This window comes from Cytobacillus purgationiresistens, from assembly GCF_030813235.1.
In the GTDB taxonomy this organism is placed as follows: domain Bacteria; phylum Bacillota; class Bacilli; order Bacillales; family Cytobacillaceae; genus Cytobacillus; species Cytobacillus purgationiresistens.
The window spans coordinates 89,155-106,967 of record NZ_JAUSUB010000004.1 but is presented as its reverse complement, the minus strand read 5'-3'; the positions used below and the strand labels follow the sequence as shown (position 1 = coordinate 106,967).

Here is a 17,813-nt window from a genome sequence, read left to right as displayed (position 1 = left end):
TATAAAACCTCGATAGCCGCCTTTCTCATTTCAGTAAAGAGGTGTAAAGATGAAGCAAAATATCCGGAAAATACTGTTGTTATATTCGCTGTTCTTTTTCTTGTTTGTTGCAAATGTCCAAGCTGCAGAGGGCTCGAATGAACAAGGAGACATCACCGGGAAAGAGGATGCCACTGAAGTTTTTAGTCCGCAGGAAATAGTTGATTCCCAAATAGATACGCTTCATTTAGATGAATTGAAACAGTTTTGGGAGGATATTAGTAACGAATACGGCGGATTTTTACCAGAAAGTCAAAAAGGGAGTCTTTACGACTTTATAAAAGGTGAAAAAGAATTCTCTTTTAAACAATGGTCTACAGGGGCATTGAAATTTGCCTTTCATGAATTCATTGTTAACGGCAAACTGCTGGGTATGCTCATCCTTTTAACGATTTTCAGCATGTTTTTACAATCGCTTCAAAATTCATTTGAATCTAGCACTGTCAGTAAAGCAGCGTATGCCATCGTTTTTATGGTTTTAATGATCATTGCCCTTAATAGCTTTCATGTGGCCATGGAGTATTCGCAAGAAGCAATCCACAAGATGATTTCATTCATCATGGCATTGATTCCACTCCTATTAGCACTCATAGCTTCATCTGGTGGAATTATATCAGCGGCATTTTTTCATCCGGTTATCTTATTTTTGATGAATACGAGCGGGCTTTTGATTCAATATGTTGTTTTGCCTTTATTGTTCCTGTCCACCTTATTGCATATTGTCAGTGCCCTGTCCGATCAATATAAGGTAACTCAGCTGGCTAATCTGCTGCGAAACTGGAGCATCGGGCTGCTTGGGATGTTTCTAACGGTCTTTCTAGCAGTTATTTCTGTACAAGGTGCTTCCACTGCGATTACAGATGGTGTGACGCTTAGGACGGCTAAATTTATTACGGGCAATTTCATTCCTGTAATCGGTCGAATGTTTACAGATGCAACCGATACAGTTGTCAGTGCATCCGTTCTTTTGAAAAACACTGTCGGTATAGCAGGTGTCGCTATTCTTATGATTATAGTCGCTTTTCCTGCAATCAAAATTTTAATGATTGCGTTTATATATAAATTTGCGGCTGCCGTTTTACAACCATTAGGCGGAGGCCCGATTATTTCCTGCCTCGACATCATTAGCAAAAGTGTCATTTATATTTTTGCGGCGCTGGCGATTGTTTCTCTCATGTTTTTTCTTAGCATTACAGTCATCATCGCAGCAGGGAATTTAACGATGATGGTCAGGTAGGGAGGTGCTTAAATGGATTTTATAAAAGAGTGGATCACCAACATTATTCTATTTGTACTTTTAGCTACAGTGATCGATTTGCTATTGCCAAATTCAGCTTTGCAGAAGTATACGAAAATGGTAACAGGGCTCTTGCTCATAGCTATCATATTAACACCGATTTTTAAACTAGTATCGACTGACTTTGAAGCGGCCTTGTCATCTGCATCTGTTCCTACTTTAAAAGCATCTGGAGAAAAAAATATAGAAAATTCAATAGAATTGCAGAAAAAAGAAATACAAGCCTCACAGCATGCATATGCTTTAGAAGACATAACTAAAAGCCTTGAATTACAAGCGGAAGAGGAGTTGATGGAACAGTACGGATTAGAGATTACTAAGATTAAATTTATAGTAGATGAAAGGGCCAAAGCTGAATTCCCTGATAACCTTCAAAAGTTACTGGTAGAAGTGCGATCGATAGATGAGGAGAAAGAAGCTGAGGTAGTAGAAGTCGTACAAAGAGTAGAAGTGAATACTGGTAAACCTCTAACAACAAACGAAGTAAAGGATGCACCAAAGGAAGTTGCTTCTCTTCTTTCAAAGAGCTGGGAAATCGATGAGCAAAACATTGAAGTATTTACAGAAGGGGGGATTGCAAAAAAGGATGGATAAGGATAAAGGACCAATAACATGGATTAAAAATTGGCTTTCAAAGACTAACCAATCTGAAAAAAAGCCAGCTAAATACCAATACTTGTTGATCGTTCTCCTCTTTGGCGCTGCCATCATGCTAATCAGCAATCTCATGTTTAAAGATGATACTAAGCCGAATGACCTCTCCGTTTTTAATGGAGAGGAAAATAAAAATACAGAGGAAAAAGAAGTGTTTGGTCAAGGGGGATCTTCAGGGAATGGAACGATAGATGATTATGAAAAGGCGTATGTGGCTCAAATTAAAGACGCGCTTGATGCGATTGTTGGAGTAGAAGATGTAACAGTTGTTGTCAACGTAGATGCAACAGAGAAAAAGGTCTTAGAGAAAAATAAAACGACACAATCGCAAACGACCGATGAAATAGATCGTGAAGGCGGTAAAAGAGTCGTTGAGGACCAGTCAAAAGATGAGCAGCTTGTAATTATAAGAGATGGGGAAAAAGAGGTTCCTATAGTACTAGAGACAAAAAAACCTGTCATTAGAGGTGTGCTTGTCGTAGCAAAGGGAGCTGAAAATGTACAAGTTAAATCTTGGATCATTGAGGCTGTATCAAGAGTGCTTGACGTTCCGAGTCATAGAGTATCTGTTATGCCTAAAAAAACTAAGGGGGATTCATAGATGTTATTAAAGAAGCAAACAGTTTGGCTGTTGACAATGTTAAGTTTAGTGGTTGTTTTGTCTGTTTATTACGTGACATCGGATGGGAAGTCAAATTTAGCAACAACTGATCAGGAAGAAAGTAAAGCAGGCGAGGAAACAGCAAAAGGTGACGAGGATATCATTTCAAGTGTATCTGGAGATGAAGCCTTCGAAGAGAAAAGACTAACTCAAATGGATGAAAGAAGCAAGATGAGAGAAGATTTGACAGAAGTAGCAGGTTCAACTGACCTTCCAGCTGAGGAAATTAGTGCTGCTAAAGACCAACTAGATCAACTGGATGAAATTGCTCAAAAAGAAGAATTACTTGAAACAATGATTAAGGCGATGGACTATGAGGATGTCTTAGTGCAAGCGGATGGAAATAATGTGAAAATCACTGTCAAGGCAGATGAGCCTTCCAGAACACAAGCCAATAAAATCATACAAGAAGTGAAAAATGAGTTAGGCAAGTTAGAAGCCGTTGCAGTAGAATTTCAAGTGAAAAAATAAGGTGAAATGGTGAGCCAGATAGGTAGGGCTCACCATTTTTTTGGTTCTCTCGCTCATTCATCTTAAGTGAGCAAACGACAAAAATAGTTAGCAGAAATCGCTGGTAAACAGCATTCAGTTTGTACAAATCACCCCCATTTTATATGAATAAATGATAAAAATAAACAGTGGTATTTGCTGCATGCCAGGTAAGGTCATGCTTTATTTTGCTTTCGCAGTCTGAAAAATGATATTATAAGAATAATATTTCAAAACAATTAGAAAAATATTAAAATAATTATTATCTGATATAGAAAATATTGTGAGTCAATAAGATACTGTTGAACTTACATAAGGTCTTATCGTATGATTATAGTAGCTAGTCCTAAAATATAATTTATCGTACATACTAGCTTCACCGCCATTGGTGAATAGATGTAAAAGAGAACAGGGGTGTAAGGATGTTAAAAGTCCAAGAAATTCGAGAGCTGATTAAACTTGTCGATCAGTCAAATATTGAAGAATTTGTTTACGAACACGAAGGATCAAAAGTTGAAATGAAGAAAAAAGCAGGGATTGCAGTACCGGTTGCGGTCTCGCCATCCGTTCAACCAGTCGTGCAAGAGGTTGTACATATGGAGCAAAAGCCTGTGCAGACAGCAGCATTGCAAACGGAAACGAAACAAGAGCCGGCAGCTGCTGAAGCTGAGCAAATTGACACATCCAATTTGCATCAGGTGGTTTCTCCAATGGTTGGTACATTCTATCAGTCTCCTTCACCAGAAACTGACGCTTATGTTAAACAGGGGTCTAAGGTAACCAAGGACTCCATTTTATGTATCGTTGAAGCAATGAAGCTATTCAATGAAATTGAAGCTGAGGTTGAAGGTGAAATTGTAGAAATTTTAGTTAAAGATGGACAATTAGTAGAATACGGGCAACCATTATTTTTAGTAAAGCCTGAATAAGGAGGGCTTCTTCAATCATGATAAAGAAAGTTTTAATTGCAAATAGAGGAGAAATCGCAGTACGCATCATTCGGGCCTGCCGTGAAATGGGGATTGAGTCTGTTGCAGTTTATTCAGAGGGTGATAAGGAATCACTCCATGTGCAGCTCGCGGACGAAGCCTATTGCATCGGTCCAGTATCATCGAAAGATAGCTATCTGAACTTTACTAACATCATTAGTGTGGCTAAGCTAACAGATTGTGATGGGATTCATCCCGGTTACGGCTTTTTAGCGGAGAATGCAGACTTTGCCGAGCTATGCAGAGAATGTCATATTACCTTTATTGGCCCTACGCCGGAAGCGATTACAAAAATGGGGACAAAGGATATTGCCCGTGAGACAATGAAAGAAGCGGGTGTCCCGATTGTACCGGGCTCTAGCGGAATCATTAAGAATACTGAAGATGCGCTTGAACTCGTGAAAAAAATCGAATATCCTGTTATTATTAAAGCAACTGCTGGAGGCGGCGGAAAAGGAATTCGCGTCGCACGTAATGAAGAGGAATTGGTAAAAGGCATCAACATTACTCAGCAGGAAGCTTTAACTGCATTTGGAAATGCTGGTGTATATATTGAAAAGTACATTGAGGATTTCCGTCATGTAGAAATACAAGTGCTTGCTGATTCATTTGGTAATACGGTTCATCTTGGTGAAAGGGACTGTTCAATCCAAAGGCGTCTTCAAAAGCTTCTTGAAGAAACTCCATCACCTGCGTTAGATGGGGAAATTAGAGAAGAAATGGGCAACGCCGCAGTAAAAGCAGCAAAAGCAGTTGATTATACAGGTGCAGGCACGATAGAATTTATATATGATTATCATAACCGTAAATTTTATTTCATGGAAATGAATACTCGCATTCAAGTGGAGCATCCTGTTACAGAGATGGTAACAGGAGTGGATCTAATTAAGGAGCAAATTAAAGTAGCTTCTGGAGAGCGCTTAAACTTCAACCAACAGGATGTTACATATTCGGGCTGGGCAATGGAGTGCAGGATTAATGCAGAGAATCCAGAAAAAAACTTTATGCCATCAGCAGGTAAAATTACAATGTATCTACCTCCAGGAGGTCTAGGTGTTCGTGTAGATTCTGCTGCATATCCAGGATATACAATCCCGCCATATTACGATTCCATGATTGCGAAGGTCATCACTTATGGAGCGACTCGTGAGGAAACGATTTCAAGGATGAAGCGAGCTTTAAGCGAGTTTGTCATTGAAGGAATTCATACAACGATTCCGTTCCATTTGAAGCTTCTTAGTCATGAGAAGTTTGTAGAAGGTCAGTTTAATACAAAATTCCTGGAATTAAATGACGTTATGAAATCTGAATAAGAACTGGAGGTTTCTATATGAGCGATCAAAACATTCTTGAAATGAACCAAGAGGAAACTGGTTTAGGTAAGGTGGAAATTGCTCCTGAAGTCATTGAAGTCATTGCTGGAATTGCTTCCTCAGAAGTGGATGGAGTCGCGCAAATGCGCGGAAACTTTGCTACTGGAGTAGTAGAAAAACTCGGCAAGAAGAATCATGGTAAAGGTGTAAAAGTTGAACTAACAGATGAGGGTATAAAGGTTGATGTGTATTGCTTAATGAAATTTGGTATTTCTATACCGACGGTTGCACAGAAAATCCAAGACAATATTCGTCAAACTTTATTAAATATGACTGCTTTGGATACAAAAGAGATTAATATTCATGTAGTTGGCGTCCTATTTGAAAATCAAAAACATGAAATCGAGTATGACCAAGAAATTTAACTGAACTGACAAGCAGGCCAAAGACAACACCGTCTTTGGCCTGCTTTCATTTGTTTGGTATGGAAGAAATGTTTAAGAGTGGTTGCCTAGCCCCGAAGAGCCTCATCGCACCTGTCCACCTCCTGAGAATATCCATAAACTGACCAGTTAGCTGCAAAAAAATTGAGTATACAGTGCGAATCGTTAAGAGATATGCTATTATCTTCTTATGTGTTTTTTTATGAAGAAACGAAAAGGATTCAAATGATGAATCTATATTATAGATCATAAATGAAATTTCCTTATAAAGGAGTTAATGGATAAGATGAAAAGAAGAACAGCAAGAGAGAAAGCGTTACAAGCACTATTTCAAATAGACGTTAGTCAAACAGACATCGATGAAGCAATTGAACACGTATTAGAGGAACAGCCAAGCGATGATTATTTAAATCGACTCGTTAACGGCGTAATTGAACAGAAAGATGACATTGATCCAATGATTAGAAAACATTTGGAAAAATGGACATTAGAGCGTTTGGCAACAGTGGATAGGAACCTTTTGCGTTTAGCAATTTATGAGTTAAAGTATTGTGGTGAAGAGGTTCCGGCAAATGTTGTTATCGATGAAGCGATTGAAATCGCCAAACTATATGGAGATGACCACTCCAGCAAATTTATTAATGCTGTGCTGTCAAAAATAAAACAGCAATAATACAATGCTCATACAAGAATATCCAGAAAGGCAAAGCGTTTTTCTGGGATACATATATGCCTTATCCATTTTTAGCAAAGCTTACTTTACGTCGTTATACGTGACGAAAAGATGATCTAAACTTATAATGGAAGGGCAGTTTTTATGTTTTATGACAATAAACTTATGAGCAACAATAAAACGGCGAACATACCAGTGTGAAGAGAAGGAGATTGGGATGGAAGAAAAACGCTACTTATCAGTAAATGCTCTAACAAAATACATCAAGCGAAAATTCGATGCCGATCCTCACCTTCAAAATGTAATGGTAAAAGGAGAAATATCCAACTTTAAGCGGCATTCAAGCGGTCATATGTATTTTACATTGAAGGATGAGAAAGCACGCATATTGGCGGTCATGTTTTCAAGATATAATCAATCAATGAAATTCACACCTGAGAATGGAATGAAGGTTTTAGTTAGTGGGGATTTGACTGTATATGAGCCAAGCGGCCAATATCAAATCTACATTAAAGAGATGAAGCCTGACGGAATTGGTGATTTATACTTAGCCTATGAACAGTTAAAAGCAAAGCTTGAGAAGGAAGGGATATTTTCCGCCCAATCGAAAAAGGCAATTCCGAAGTTTCCGAAGACGATTGGATTAATTACTTCTCCAACAGGGGCGGCCATTAGGGATATGATTACTACCGTCAAAAGGCGATATCCAATTGCAAACATACTTATTTTTCCTGCGTTAGTTCAAGGAAACCAAGCGGCACCTTCGATAGTCAAAAGAATTACTGAAGCGAATACCGCAGACGAGGTCGACGTTTTAATCGTTGGTAGGGGCGGGGGCTCAATCGAGGAGCTCTGGGCTTTTAATGAAGAGGCAGTCGCACGAGCTATTTTTGCTTCGCATATTCCGGTGATTTCAGCAGTCGGACATGAGACGGACTTTACGATCGCTGATTTTGCAGCTGATCTGCGCGCGCCGACACCCACTGGCGCAGCTGAAATGGCCGTTCCTCATATTGAAGATTTGAGTGAAAGAATCTTCAATCGGCAATCCCAATTAATTCGTGCCATGAAGGAAAGGACGAGCTTTCAGAAGGAGAGACTTGTAAGGATTGAGAAATCTTATGCCTTCCGATATCCTCATAAGCTATATGAGCAGAAGCTTGAGCAAGTAGATAAAAGAACAGAACAGCTCGTTAAAGGAGCAAATCGTCTCCTGAAAAATAAACTAGAACAAACCGCGGAACTTCAAAAGCGGCTCAAGAGAAATCACCCTGAAGGCTTGCTTAAAGACGCTAAGCAAAATCATAGCAAAGTAAATAAGGAATTAAATAAAATGATTAAAGCGATTGCTGACGCTAAGCAAAAGGACTTCTCACACAAGATTTCCAAGCTTGAGGCATTGAGTCCATTAAAGATAATGGACCGGGGATATAGCATTATTTATTCTGCAGATGACAAAATGATTAAGACAGTGAAGCAAGTTGAAAAGGATGACGAGTTAAAAATAAACGTTACAGATGGAACGGTATACTGTCGGGTAACGGATGTAGAAAGGTGAGCCGAATATGTCATCAGATAAAAAGTTAACTTTTGAAGAAGCGATGGACCAACTTGAACTGATAGTGGAAAAACTTGAAGAAGGGGACGTCCCTCTTGAAGAAGCAATCAATATTTATAAAAATGGGATGGAGCTATCTAAACTTTGCCATGATAAATTAAAAAATGTTGAAGAACAGCTTACGCAAATCATAACAGAAGATGGTGGTAAAGAACCCTTCGCCGTCCTTGAGGAGGAATAGCATAATGCAGGAATCATTAAACTCGTTCACAGAAATGCATAAGCAGTTGCTAGTAGAAAAGATGAGTGAGAGTGTGAATCGGCTGGAAGCACCATCTGTAATAAAGGAATCTATGCTATATTCTCTAGAAGCAGGTGGAAAGAGGATTCGCCCGCTACTACTATTTGCTACCATAGCTGCTTTTGGACAAGAAACAAAAAAAGGTCTGAATACTGCGGCAGCACTTGAGATGGTACATACTTATTCACTTATCCATGATGATCTTCCAAGCATGGATGATGATGACTTAAGAAGAGGGAAACCAACAAATCATAAAGTGTTTGGCGAGGCGTATGCAGTCCTTGCTGGCGATGCACTATTGACATATAGCTTTCAGCTGATTGCTGATACAGACAGCAATCATGCTTCACCTGAAGTAAAACTTGCCTTAATTCAAGAGTTTTCTAAAGCGGCAGGAGCCGAAGGTATGGTTGGCGGTCAAGTAGCTGATATCGCTGGGGAAGAAAAGCAATTATCATTGCCTGAGCTTGAATATATTCATATAAATAAGACAGGAAAGCTACTTGCATTTAGCGTCATAGCTGGAGCAATTCTCTCCGGAGCTGATGAAGAGCGGAAAAAAAGTTTGACAGAATTTGCTACACACCTTGGACTTGCTTTTCAAATTAGAGATGACATTTTAGATCTTGAAGGTTCGGAAGAAATGATTGGCAAGCGAGTTGGAAGTGATGAGGTAAATAAAAAGAGTACATATCCCTCATTGCTGACAATGGCAGGAGCGAAGAAAGCATTAGAAGAACATACTAATCTTGCGAAGGAAAAGCTTGCAGAGACTGGTTTAGACACCTTCTTCTTAGGGGAAATTACAGATATGCTAGCAGTGAGAGACCATTGATAAATTATAACATTTGGCTTATCTCTGCTTTTAAGGTAATCTAGACATAATAACCTAAAAGTTTGAGGAACTTTTACAGATTGTTATAATTGATTCAATTAACATCAGATGAATAAGATACGAAAGTGAGTGGTCCTCCAAATGGATCTATTATCAATTAAAGACCCTACCTTTCTGAAGGGACTTTCTAATGAACAGCTTGAAGAGCTTGCACAGGAGGTTAGAAATTTTCTAATCGAAAAGCTATCAGCAACAGGTGGACATATTGGTCCAAACCTTGGCGTGGTAGAACTGACAATTGCCCTTCATAAATCTTTTGATAGCCCAACGGATAAACTTCTATGGGATGTTGGACATCAATCGTATGTCCATAAGATTTTGACAGGAAGAGCCGATCAATTTGACTCTTTACGACAATACAAAGGACTTTGCGGTTTTCCAAAAATGATCGAGAGTCCACATGATGTCTGGGAGACAGGCCATAGTTCAACTTCCCTATCTGCTGCAATGGGAATGGCCATTGCTAGAGACCTGAAGAAAGAAAAATCTCATGTCGTTCCTGTAATAGGTGACGGCGCATTAACAGGCGGTATGGCTCTTGAGGCGTTAAATCATATCGGACATGAACAAAAAAATATGATTGTCATTTTAAATGATAATGAAATGTCTATCGCGCCAAATGTTGGTGCTCTTCACAATGTCCTTGGGAGATTAAGAACGGCAGGAAAATATCAATGGGTAAAAGACGAGCTTGAAGCATTCTTGAAGAAAATTCCTGCGGTTGGCGGGAAAATTGCCTCAACTGCTGAGCGATTAAAAGATAGCTTGAAATATTTATTTGTCTCAGGCATGTTTTTTGAAGAGCTTGGTTTTACGTATTTAGGACCAATTGATGGTCATAATTATGATGAATTATTTGAGAATATTAATTATGCCAAGAAGATTGAAGGTCCAGTCCTTTTACACGTTATCACAAAAAAAGGAAAAGGTTATGAGCCAGCTGAAAAGGATACAGTAGGAACATGGCACGGTACTGGCCCATATAAAATGGAGACTGGGGATTTCTTAAAGCCAGTCATTACAGCCCCTGCATGGAGTAAATTAGTGAGTGAGACTGTTCGTGAACTTGCACGTGAAGATGAACGCATCGTCGCTATTACACCTGCAATGCCAGTTGGATCTAAGCTGGAAGGGTTTGCTAGTGAATTCCCAGAGAGAATGTACGATGTGGGTATTGCTGAGCAGCATGCCGCAACAGTAGCTGCAGGCCTTGCTACGCAAAACATGAAGCCGTTTCTTGCAATCTATTCTACATTCCTGCAAAGGGCATATGATCAACTTGTCCATGATATCGCAAGGCAAAATTTAAATGTTTTCATTGGTGTGGATCGTGCAGGGCTTGTCGGTGCAGATGGAGAAACGCATCAAGGTGTATTCGATATCGCTTTCTTAAGACATTTGCCGAACATGGTTGTAATGATGCCTAAAGATGAAAACGAAGGCCAGCATATGGTGAATACAGCTGTGAAATATGATGATGGTCCAATTGTAATGAGATTCCCTCGTGGCAACGGTTTAGGTGTACCGATGGATGAATCGCTTAAAACCATTCCAATTGGAACATGGGAAGTGCTGAAAGAAGGGCGAGATGCAGCAATCTTAACCTTTGGTACAACCATTCCGATGGCGATGGAATCAGCAATGTTGTTAGAAAAACAAGGTTATTCAGTTAAGGTCGTTAATGCTAGGTTTATCAAACCGCTAGATGAAGCAATGCTTGTTGAATTGCTGGGTGTGAATATGCCGATTTTAACGATTGAAGAAGCGGTTCTACAAGGCGGATTTGGCAGTGCGGTCCTAGAGTTTGCCCATGACCACGGTTTCCACCATGCGAAAATCGATCGTATGGGCATTCCTGATCATTTTATTGAGCATGGAAGTGTGAATGAATTATTGAAGGAAATCGGCATGACGACGGAAAATGTTGTAGAACGCATCAACCTCCTTGCTGAAAAAAAACAAAAAAGGGCTTAGATGATGAAGACAAAAAAAGAACGGGTAGATGTTCTTCTCGTAGAAAGAGGCTTGGCAGAAACGAGGGAAAAAGCGAAACGGGCGGTAATGGCAGGCCTCGTTTTCAGCAATGAAACCCGACTGGATAAGCCAGGTGAAAAAATTAATAGCGATATACCTTTAACGCTTAAAGGCAAAATGATGCCATATGTCAGTCGAGGCGGACTGAAGCTTGAAAAAGCATTGAAGGAATTTGATTTAGAAGTAAACGGAAAGGTCTTGCTTGATATCGGTGCATCAACTGGCGGTTTTACAGACTGTGCATTACAAAATGGAGCAAAAATGTCCTATGCACTTGATGTAGGCTATAACCAGCTTGCGTGGAAGCTAAGGCAGGATGAGCGTGTGGTTGTGATGGAAAGAACTAATTTCCGCTATGTAACATCGGTGGACTTGAGTGCGGATCTTCCTAACCTGGCATCCATCGATGTTTCGTTTATTTCACTTAAATTAATCCTGCCGGTATTAAAAACACTGCTGGTTGCAAATAGTGATGTTATTGCACTGATCAAGCCACAATTCGAAGCTGGTCGTGAGCAGGTAGGAAAAAAGGGAATTGTTCGTGATCCAAAGGTTCATAAACAAGTCGTTGATAAAATGATTGAGTTTTCCCTTGCCCAAGGTTATGATGTGAAGAATCTCTCTTTCTCACCAATCACGGGCGGCGATGGCAACATCGAGTTCCTTGTTCATTTATATTGGACTGGTGAATCTGAGCTGGGTAAGCTTGAATTGCAGAAAACATCAGAGCAAGTTGTAAATGAGGCACATAAAGAATTAAAATCAAACCGGACGAGTGAGGAGGAATAAGCATATGCTTGTTCCTTTTTTCTATTGAATGGACAAAGGGCTTTAATGTTATAGAATAATTAATGCTCGAATCGGGAAAATAATTGAAGATTATTGTAAAAATTTCTCGTTTTTGCTAGAAAAAAATTGTACAATATTGCAAAAATCAGCTAACATAATGATAGAAGATAAAAGGATAGCAAGGCGTCGTTTTAATGGGTGCTTTTGCTTTTTAACATGAGGTGAGGAAATTGAATAAAGGCCAACGACATATAAAAATTCGCGATTTAATTACTAATAATGATATTGAAACTCAAGACGAACTTGTAGATGAGTTAAGGAATGCAGGATTCAATGTAACTCAAGCAACCGTTTCAAGGGACATTAAGGAACTGCATCTTGTTAAGGTTCCTTTGCTTGATGGACGCTATAAATACAGTCTTCCGGCAGATCAACGGTTCAATCCTTTGCAAAAATTAAAGAGAAACTTAATGGATGCATTTGTACGCCTTGATGCGGCTGGGCATCTTCTTGTAATGAAGGTGCTGCCAGGAAATGCAATGGCAATTGGTGTGTTAATGGACAACCTTGATTGGGATGAAATTTTAGGAACCATTTGCGGAGATGATACTTGCCTGATCATTTGTAGAACACCTGATGAAGCTAAAGTGATTTCAGAACGATTTTTAGAAATGCTATAAGCTGAGGTGAACTGATTGTGTTAAATGAAATTTCGATTAGTAATTTTGCGATTATAGAAGCCCTTTCGATTTCTTTTGAAAAGGGCTTAACAGTGTTGTCTGGTGAAACTGGCGCCGGGAAATCAATTATTATTGATGCAGTCCATCTTTTGGTTGGTGGGAGAGGATCTGCTGAATTTGTCAGACATGGGGAAGATAAAGCAGAGATTGAAGGGCTTTTTCAGCTTGATGATTTAAACCATCCATGCTATAAAAAAACTCATGAGTTTGGTATTGAAATCGAAGACGGAATGATTGTTCTGAGAAGAGATATTAACAAAAATGGGAAAAGTGTGTGCAGAATAAATGGCAAGCTGGTTACGATTTCCACATTAAGAGAGATTGGCGGCACCTTGGTTGATATCCATGGTCAACATGAACATCAGGAATTAATGGATGATACCATGCATTTATCTCTGCTTGATCAATTTGGCGGAGAGAAAATCGCATTAAGTTTGAGTGAATATGAAATGATTTATCGCTCCTATGATCAAACAATGAAAAAGATAAAAAATCTTAGCGAAAATGAACAACAAATCGCTCATAGATTGGATTTAATTCAATTTCAGCTAGATGAAATAAGGTCAGCTGATTTAAAAATGAACGAAGACGAATTGCTTTTAGAAGAAAAAAGAAAACTTGGCAATTATGAAAAAATCTTTGATTCTTTGCAAACCAGCTATAGCGCATTGCAGGGGGAACAAAAGGGGCTGGACTGGATTGGCCTAGTCATGAATCATGTTCAAAGTGCAGCGGAGTTAGACTCGAATTATAAAGACCTATCAGAAATAATATCTACCAGCTTTTATCAGTTAGAAGATGCAATGCATACATTGCGAAACGAATTAGATTTTATGGAGTACGACCCAAGGCGGTTAAATGAAATAGAAGATCGTTTAAATGAAATCAACCAATTGAAAAGAAAGTATGGCCATTCAATTGAGGCCATTTTAGAATATGCTTCAAAGATTGAAGAGGAAATTGAAACGCTTTTAAATAAGGAAACACATATTGATCATTTGCAAAAAGAAGCCGCTTCCTTAAGAGAGGATTTACTTATTGAAGGACAGGAGTTAAGTAAGCTAAGGAAAAAAACAGCCATTAATTTAACAAAATTGATTCTAAAAGAATTAAAAGAGCTATATATGGAGAAGACTGTATTTGAAGTGAATTTTACAATGAAACATGATACATTTATGAAAAATGGCATGGATACAGTTGAGTTTTATATGTCTACCAATCCTGGTGAGCCTCTTAAACCACTTTCGAAAATTGCTTCTGGTGGTGAGCTTTCCAGAATAATGCTGGCTTTAAAAAGTATTTTTTCAAAACATCAAGGTGTTACCTCGATCATTTTTGATGAAGTGGATACGGGTGTGAGCGGACGAGTGGCTCAAGCAATCGCCGAAAAAATTCATCAAGTGGCAAAGGATTCCCAAGTTCTATGTATTTCCCATCTTCCCCAGGTGGCTGCGATGGCAGACACACATTTATTTATTTCCAAGAATACGAAGGCTGGAAGAACGAAAACACGGGTCAAACCTTTGAATGACGAAGAAAAAATTAAAGAAATAGGCCGAATGATATCTGGAGTGGAAATCACTGATTTAACTAGAGAACATGCTAAAGAACTCCTTCAAATGGCCAAACAAGTAAAGATACCTTGAAAAGCTATCCAAAGAAGGATAGCTTTTTTTATTGTGTTAGAGGTTATAAATGCTCCTGAAGCAGGCAAAATTATATATGTAGCCACGACAAGAAGCGAGGAGAGTGAAAAGATGACATATGACACAATACGCAAAATAATTGGTGGAATTCTCCTTGTTTCATTAATTGTAATTGGATTCTCAAAACCTTTTCAGGAGTATGTAAATACTCCTCATCATATTACAGTTTTTGAAGGGCAGCAGCTTGATTTTGCAAAGGCAGAGCCTGTAACGGCAACACTAAATTCTAACAACGACAATATGGCGATTAAACAGGATGCACATTCCGTTTCACTTACAGCTATGGAGCAGGGGAAAAGTGAAATGTTCTTAGAGCTTGCGGGTTTTCCAATAAAAAAAGTGGATGTGAATGTACTTAAGGATTTTAAAGTGATTCCTGGCGGTCAATCAATTGGTGTAAAATTAAATACTGTTGGCGTATTGGTGGTTGGCCACCATCAAGTAAATACCACAGAAGGCAAAGCATCTCCTGGCGATTTGGCCGGAGTAAAAGTTGGGGACATTATTACAGAAATCAATGGAAAGACAATAGAAAAGATGTCAGATGTCGCCCCTTTTGTTCAAGAATCAGGTAATAGTGGGAAACCGCTTAAGATTTCTTTAACGAGAGAAGAAGGAAAAATTGAAACAGAATTAACACCCTTGAAAGAAAAAGGGGAAGCAAACTTTAAGCTTGGTCTTTATATTCGAGATTCAGCAGCGGGCATTGGAACGATGACTTTTTATCATCCGGAAACAAAAAAGTATGGTGCTTTAGGTCACGTAATTTCAGATATGGATACAAAACGACCAATTGTTGTAGATGATGGACAAATTGTTCGATCAACGGTTACCTCAATAGAAAAAGGCAGCAATGGAAATCCCGGAGAAAAATTAGCGCGTTTTTCAAATGATAAAGAAGTCATTGGTAATATTGTTAGAAATAGTCCCTTTGGAATATTTGGCGAATTAAATCATGGCATCAAAAATGGCCTTTTTGACAAGCCGATGCCAATTGCACTTTCTCACCAAGTAAAAGAAGGACCAGCTCAGATATTAACAGTTGTTGAAGATGATGAAGTTCAATTATTCGATATAGAAATAGTAAGTACAATTCCACAAAAATTTCCTGCTACAAAAGGAATGGTCATCAAAGTAGTTGATCAAAAGCTGTTAGATAAAACTGGTGGCATTGTACAAGGTATGAGTGGAAGCCCCATCATACAGGACGGTAAGGTAATTGGAGCGGTGACGCATGTTTTTGTCAATGACCCTACAAGCGGATATGGTGTCCATATTGAGTGGATGCTAAATGAGGCGGGAATTGATATTTATGAATCAGAAGAAAAAGCGTCGTAATTTGGAAAAAGCGGGAAATTCCCGCTTTTTTTTTGTTTTTATGTTAAAGTATATACATAAAGATTATTCGACAAATGAAGAATAAAAAATCGAACATAGTCGAAAATGAGAGAAAATGAAAGAAAATAAAAGATTTTATAAGATTTTATAAGAAAAATATAAAAAGTAAAAGGGTTTTCAATTCCTTTGTCGAATTTGTCATTTAGAAAATAGAGATATCGATCAAAAAAAAGAGACCAACATTGCATTGAGGAGGAAAGTTCAATTGAAAAAGATTAAAGTATGCGTGGTAGACGATAATCGGGAGCTTGTGGCTCTATTAGAAGAGTATATTTCATCACAAGAAGACATGGAAGTGGTAGGATTAGCTCATAACGGTCAAGATTGTTTAAATATCATTGAGGACATTGAAACGGATGTTCTCGTATTAGATATTATTATGCCGCATTTAGATGGTCTTGCTGTTCTTGAAAAGATGAGGGAAATGAATAAAACTTCAGTTCCGAGTGTAATTATGCTAACTGCATTTGGTCAAGAAGATGTGACGAAAAAGGCTGTTGATTTAGGTGCCTCATATTTTATTCTTAAACCGTTTGATATGGATAACTTAGCAAGTCATATTCGCCAAGTAAGCGGGAAATCAAGCCCAATTATGCGTAAGCCGAACTCAAGCTACCGATCCCAAATGGAATCCAAGCCAAGGAACCTTGACGCCAGCATTACAAGCATCATTCATGAAATAGGTGTGCCTGCGCATATTAAAGGTTATTTGTATTTGAGAGAAGCGATTTCGATGGTATATAATGACATTGAGTTGTTAGGATCCATTACGAAAGTGTTATATCCTGATATTGCTAAGAAGTATAATACGACAGCGAGCCGGGTCGAGCGTGCAATTCGCCATGCAATTGAAGTAGCGTGGAGCAGAGGGAATATCGATTCAATCTCCTCGTTATTCGGTTATACTGTAAGCATGACAAAAGCCAAACCGACAAACAGCGAATTTATTGCAATGGTTGCTGATAAGCTGCGCTTGGAGCATAAAGCTTCTTGAAAGGGTTAGGCCGCAGTTGATTCCGATAAAAATCAATACAGAATGGACACCCAATCGTCAGCCTTATAATGGTCGGCGATTTTTTTTAATTTCATCGAGTTGATTGACTAAAAAGAAATGGACTAACGCCGGACCGCCATACAAGTTTTTTCTCTCATGAAAAATCGGTTATGAACGTAAGTATGTAATGGGGAGGGGCAGATATGAAGAGTAAGAAGTTTTCATGGCAATATGGTCTTTCATCACAAATAAATGAAGAAATAAAACGTTCATTATTTTCATCACATGAGAGAAATCAGGACAGAATTTATCGCTGTACTGACTGTGGAAACAGATTGACCAATCATCTGTGCATGATTCATAATCATTTCATCTATTGTGAAAAGTGCGGACTGAATAAACATTAAAAAAGCGATGTGAAGATATTCTTCACATCGCTTTTTAAGAAAAAAACATGAATCTTAAGGAGATGCTGCTTCACGTGAATTGGAACCGTGCGAACATCCCGCCACAATCACTTTTTACTTTATAAGCTGAAGCTGCAGGAGGCACTACTATACGCTATTGGTTCAGTTGCTTTTAAATTTGTCTTGGACTTTGTTTCTTTTACGATCGCGGTGTAAAATAAATCCTGCGATGAAGCCTATGCCAAGCATGACGAATAGCAGTCCGCAAACAAATTGAAGCCAAAGGTATGGAAAAGGGCTTTGTAAAATCCCGAAAACCATATCTCTCATTAATTTAATCCCATAAACAGCAAGGATACCGGGAATGACTAAGATGGATAATGCAATTATTCTAATCATGATATTCCTTTCATTTCACTCTTATTAGAAATTG

General features: G+C 38.7%; 19 protein-coding genes. 18 read left to right on the top strand and 1 reads right to left on the bottom strand.

Features of this window, described 5'->3' with window-relative positions; translation table 11 throughout:
* Positions 1-49 precede the first annotated feature (49 nt).
* The 18 genes from spoIIIAE (at position 50) to J2S17_RS06045 (ending at position 17,380) form a co-directional block, all read left to right on the top strand.
* Entirely contained in the window at positions 50-1,276 is a 1,227-nt protein-coding gene (gene spoIIIAE / locus J2S17_RS06130; protein WP_307472944.1) for a stage III sporulation protein AE, read from the top strand.
* A 12-nt stretch (positions 1,277-1,288) separates the two neighbouring features.
* Positions 1,289-1,930: a stage III sporulation protein AF gene (spoIIIAF, locus tag J2S17_RS06125; protein WP_307472943.1), complete on the top strand. Its 642-nt coding sequence runs from the start codon at positions 1,289-1,291 to the stop codon at positions 1,928-1,930.
* Complete coding sequence (gene spoIIIAG / locus J2S17_RS06120) at positions 1,923-2,591, top strand: stage III sporulation protein AG (RefSeq protein WP_307472941.1); 669 nt, start codon at positions 1,923-1,925, stop codon at positions 2,589-2,591. Before spoIIIAF ends, spoIIIAG begins: the two co-directional genes overlap by 8 nt.
* Positions 2,592-3,122, top strand: a complete 531-nt coding sequence (locus J2S17_RS06115) for a SpoIIIAH-like family protein (protein ID WP_307472939.1) — start codon at positions 2,592-2,594, stop codon at positions 3,120-3,122.
* Positions 3,123-3,562: 440 nt separating this feature from the next.
* The gene (gene accB / locus J2S17_RS06110) at positions 3,563-4,069 is read left to right on the top strand and encodes an acetyl-CoA carboxylase biotin carboxyl carrier protein (RefSeq protein WP_307472936.1); all 507 of its coding nucleotides are present in this window, start codon (positions 3,563-3,565) and stop codon (positions 4,067-4,069) included.
* Between the two features lie 17 nt (positions 4,070-4,086).
* Entirely contained in the window at positions 4,087-5,442 is a 1,356-nt protein-coding gene (gene accC, locus J2S17_RS06105) for an acetyl-CoA carboxylase biotin carboxylase subunit (RefSeq protein WP_307472935.1), read from the top strand.
* A gap of 17 nt (positions 5,443-5,459) precedes the next feature.
* Complete coding sequence (locus tag J2S17_RS06100) at positions 5,460-5,867, top strand: Asp23/Gls24 family envelope stress response protein (protein ID WP_307472933.1); 408 nt, start codon at positions 5,460-5,462, stop codon at positions 5,865-5,867.
* Positions 5,868-6,171: 304 nt separating this feature from the next.
* Positions 6,172-6,558 (top strand): transcription antitermination factor NusB, encoded by a 387-nt coding sequence (nusB, locus tag J2S17_RS06095; protein ID WP_307472931.1) that lies wholly within the window; start codon positions 6,172-6,174, stop codon positions 6,556-6,558.
* A 217-nt stretch (positions 6,559-6,775) separates the two neighbouring features.
* Complete coding sequence (xseA, locus tag J2S17_RS06090; RefSeq protein ID WP_307472930.1) at positions 6,776-8,116, top strand: exodeoxyribonuclease VII large subunit; 1,341 nt, start codon at positions 6,776-6,778, stop codon at positions 8,114-8,116.
* Between the two features lie 7 nt (positions 8,117-8,123).
* Positions 8,124-8,357, top strand: a complete 234-nt coding sequence (locus J2S17_RS06085) for an exodeoxyribonuclease VII small subunit (RefSeq protein WP_307472928.1) — start codon at positions 8,124-8,126, stop codon at positions 8,355-8,357.
* Positions 8,358-8,361: 4 nt separating this feature from the next.
* Positions 8,362-9,252 (top strand): polyprenyl synthetase family protein, encoded by an 891-nt coding sequence (locus J2S17_RS06080; protein WP_307472926.1) that lies wholly within the window; start codon positions 8,362-8,364, stop codon positions 9,250-9,252.
* A gap of 141 nt (positions 9,253-9,393) precedes the next feature.
* Positions 9,394-11,286: a 1-deoxy-D-xylulose-5-phosphate synthase gene (gene dxs, locus J2S17_RS06075; protein ID WP_307472924.1), complete on the top strand. Its 1,893-nt coding sequence runs from the start codon at positions 9,394-9,396 to the stop codon at positions 11,284-11,286.
* A 3-nt stretch (positions 11,287-11,289) separates the two neighbouring features.
* Positions 11,290-12,135 carry a TlyA family RNA methyltransferase gene (locus J2S17_RS06070; protein WP_307472922.1) on the top strand — a complete coding sequence of 282 codons (846 nt, stop codon included), beginning with the start codon at positions 11,290-11,292 and terminating at the stop codon, positions 12,133-12,135.
* A 230-nt stretch (positions 12,136-12,365) separates the two neighbouring features.
* Entirely contained in the window at positions 12,366-12,815 is a 450-nt protein-coding gene (gene ahrC, locus J2S17_RS06065) for a transcriptional regulator AhrC/ArgR (protein WP_307472920.1), read from the top strand.
* Positions 12,816-12,832: 17 nt separating this feature from the next.
* Complete coding sequence (gene recN, locus J2S17_RS06060; protein ID WP_307472918.1) at positions 12,833-14,521, top strand: DNA repair protein RecN; 1,689 nt, start codon at positions 12,833-12,835, stop codon at positions 14,519-14,521.
* Positions 14,522-14,632: 111 nt separating this feature from the next.
* Positions 14,633-15,919 (top strand): SpoIVB peptidase, encoded by a 1,287-nt coding sequence (spoIVB, locus tag J2S17_RS06055; RefSeq protein WP_307473249.1) that lies wholly within the window; start codon positions 14,633-14,635, stop codon positions 15,917-15,919.
* Between the two features lie 265 nt (positions 15,920-16,184).
* A complete protein-coding gene (gene spo0A / locus J2S17_RS06050) occupies positions 16,185-16,973 on the top strand; it encodes a sporulation transcription factor Spo0A (protein ID WP_307472916.1) in 789 nt (262 codons plus the stop codon).
* 203 nt (positions 16,974-17,176) lie between these two features.
* Positions 17,177-17,380 (top strand): hypothetical protein, encoded by a 204-nt coding sequence (locus tag J2S17_RS06045; RefSeq protein WP_307472915.1) that lies wholly within the window; start codon positions 17,177-17,179, stop codon positions 17,378-17,380.
* 162 nt (positions 17,381-17,542) lie between these two features.
* Here J2S17_RS06045 and J2S17_RS06040 read toward each other — a convergent pair whose 3' ends face one another.
* Positions 17,543-17,779, bottom strand: coding sequence for a DUF2627 domain-containing protein (locus tag J2S17_RS06040; RefSeq protein WP_307472914.1), 237 nt, complete (start codon positions 17,777-17,779; stop codon positions 17,543-17,545).
* Positions 17,780-17,813 lie beyond the last annotated feature (34 nt).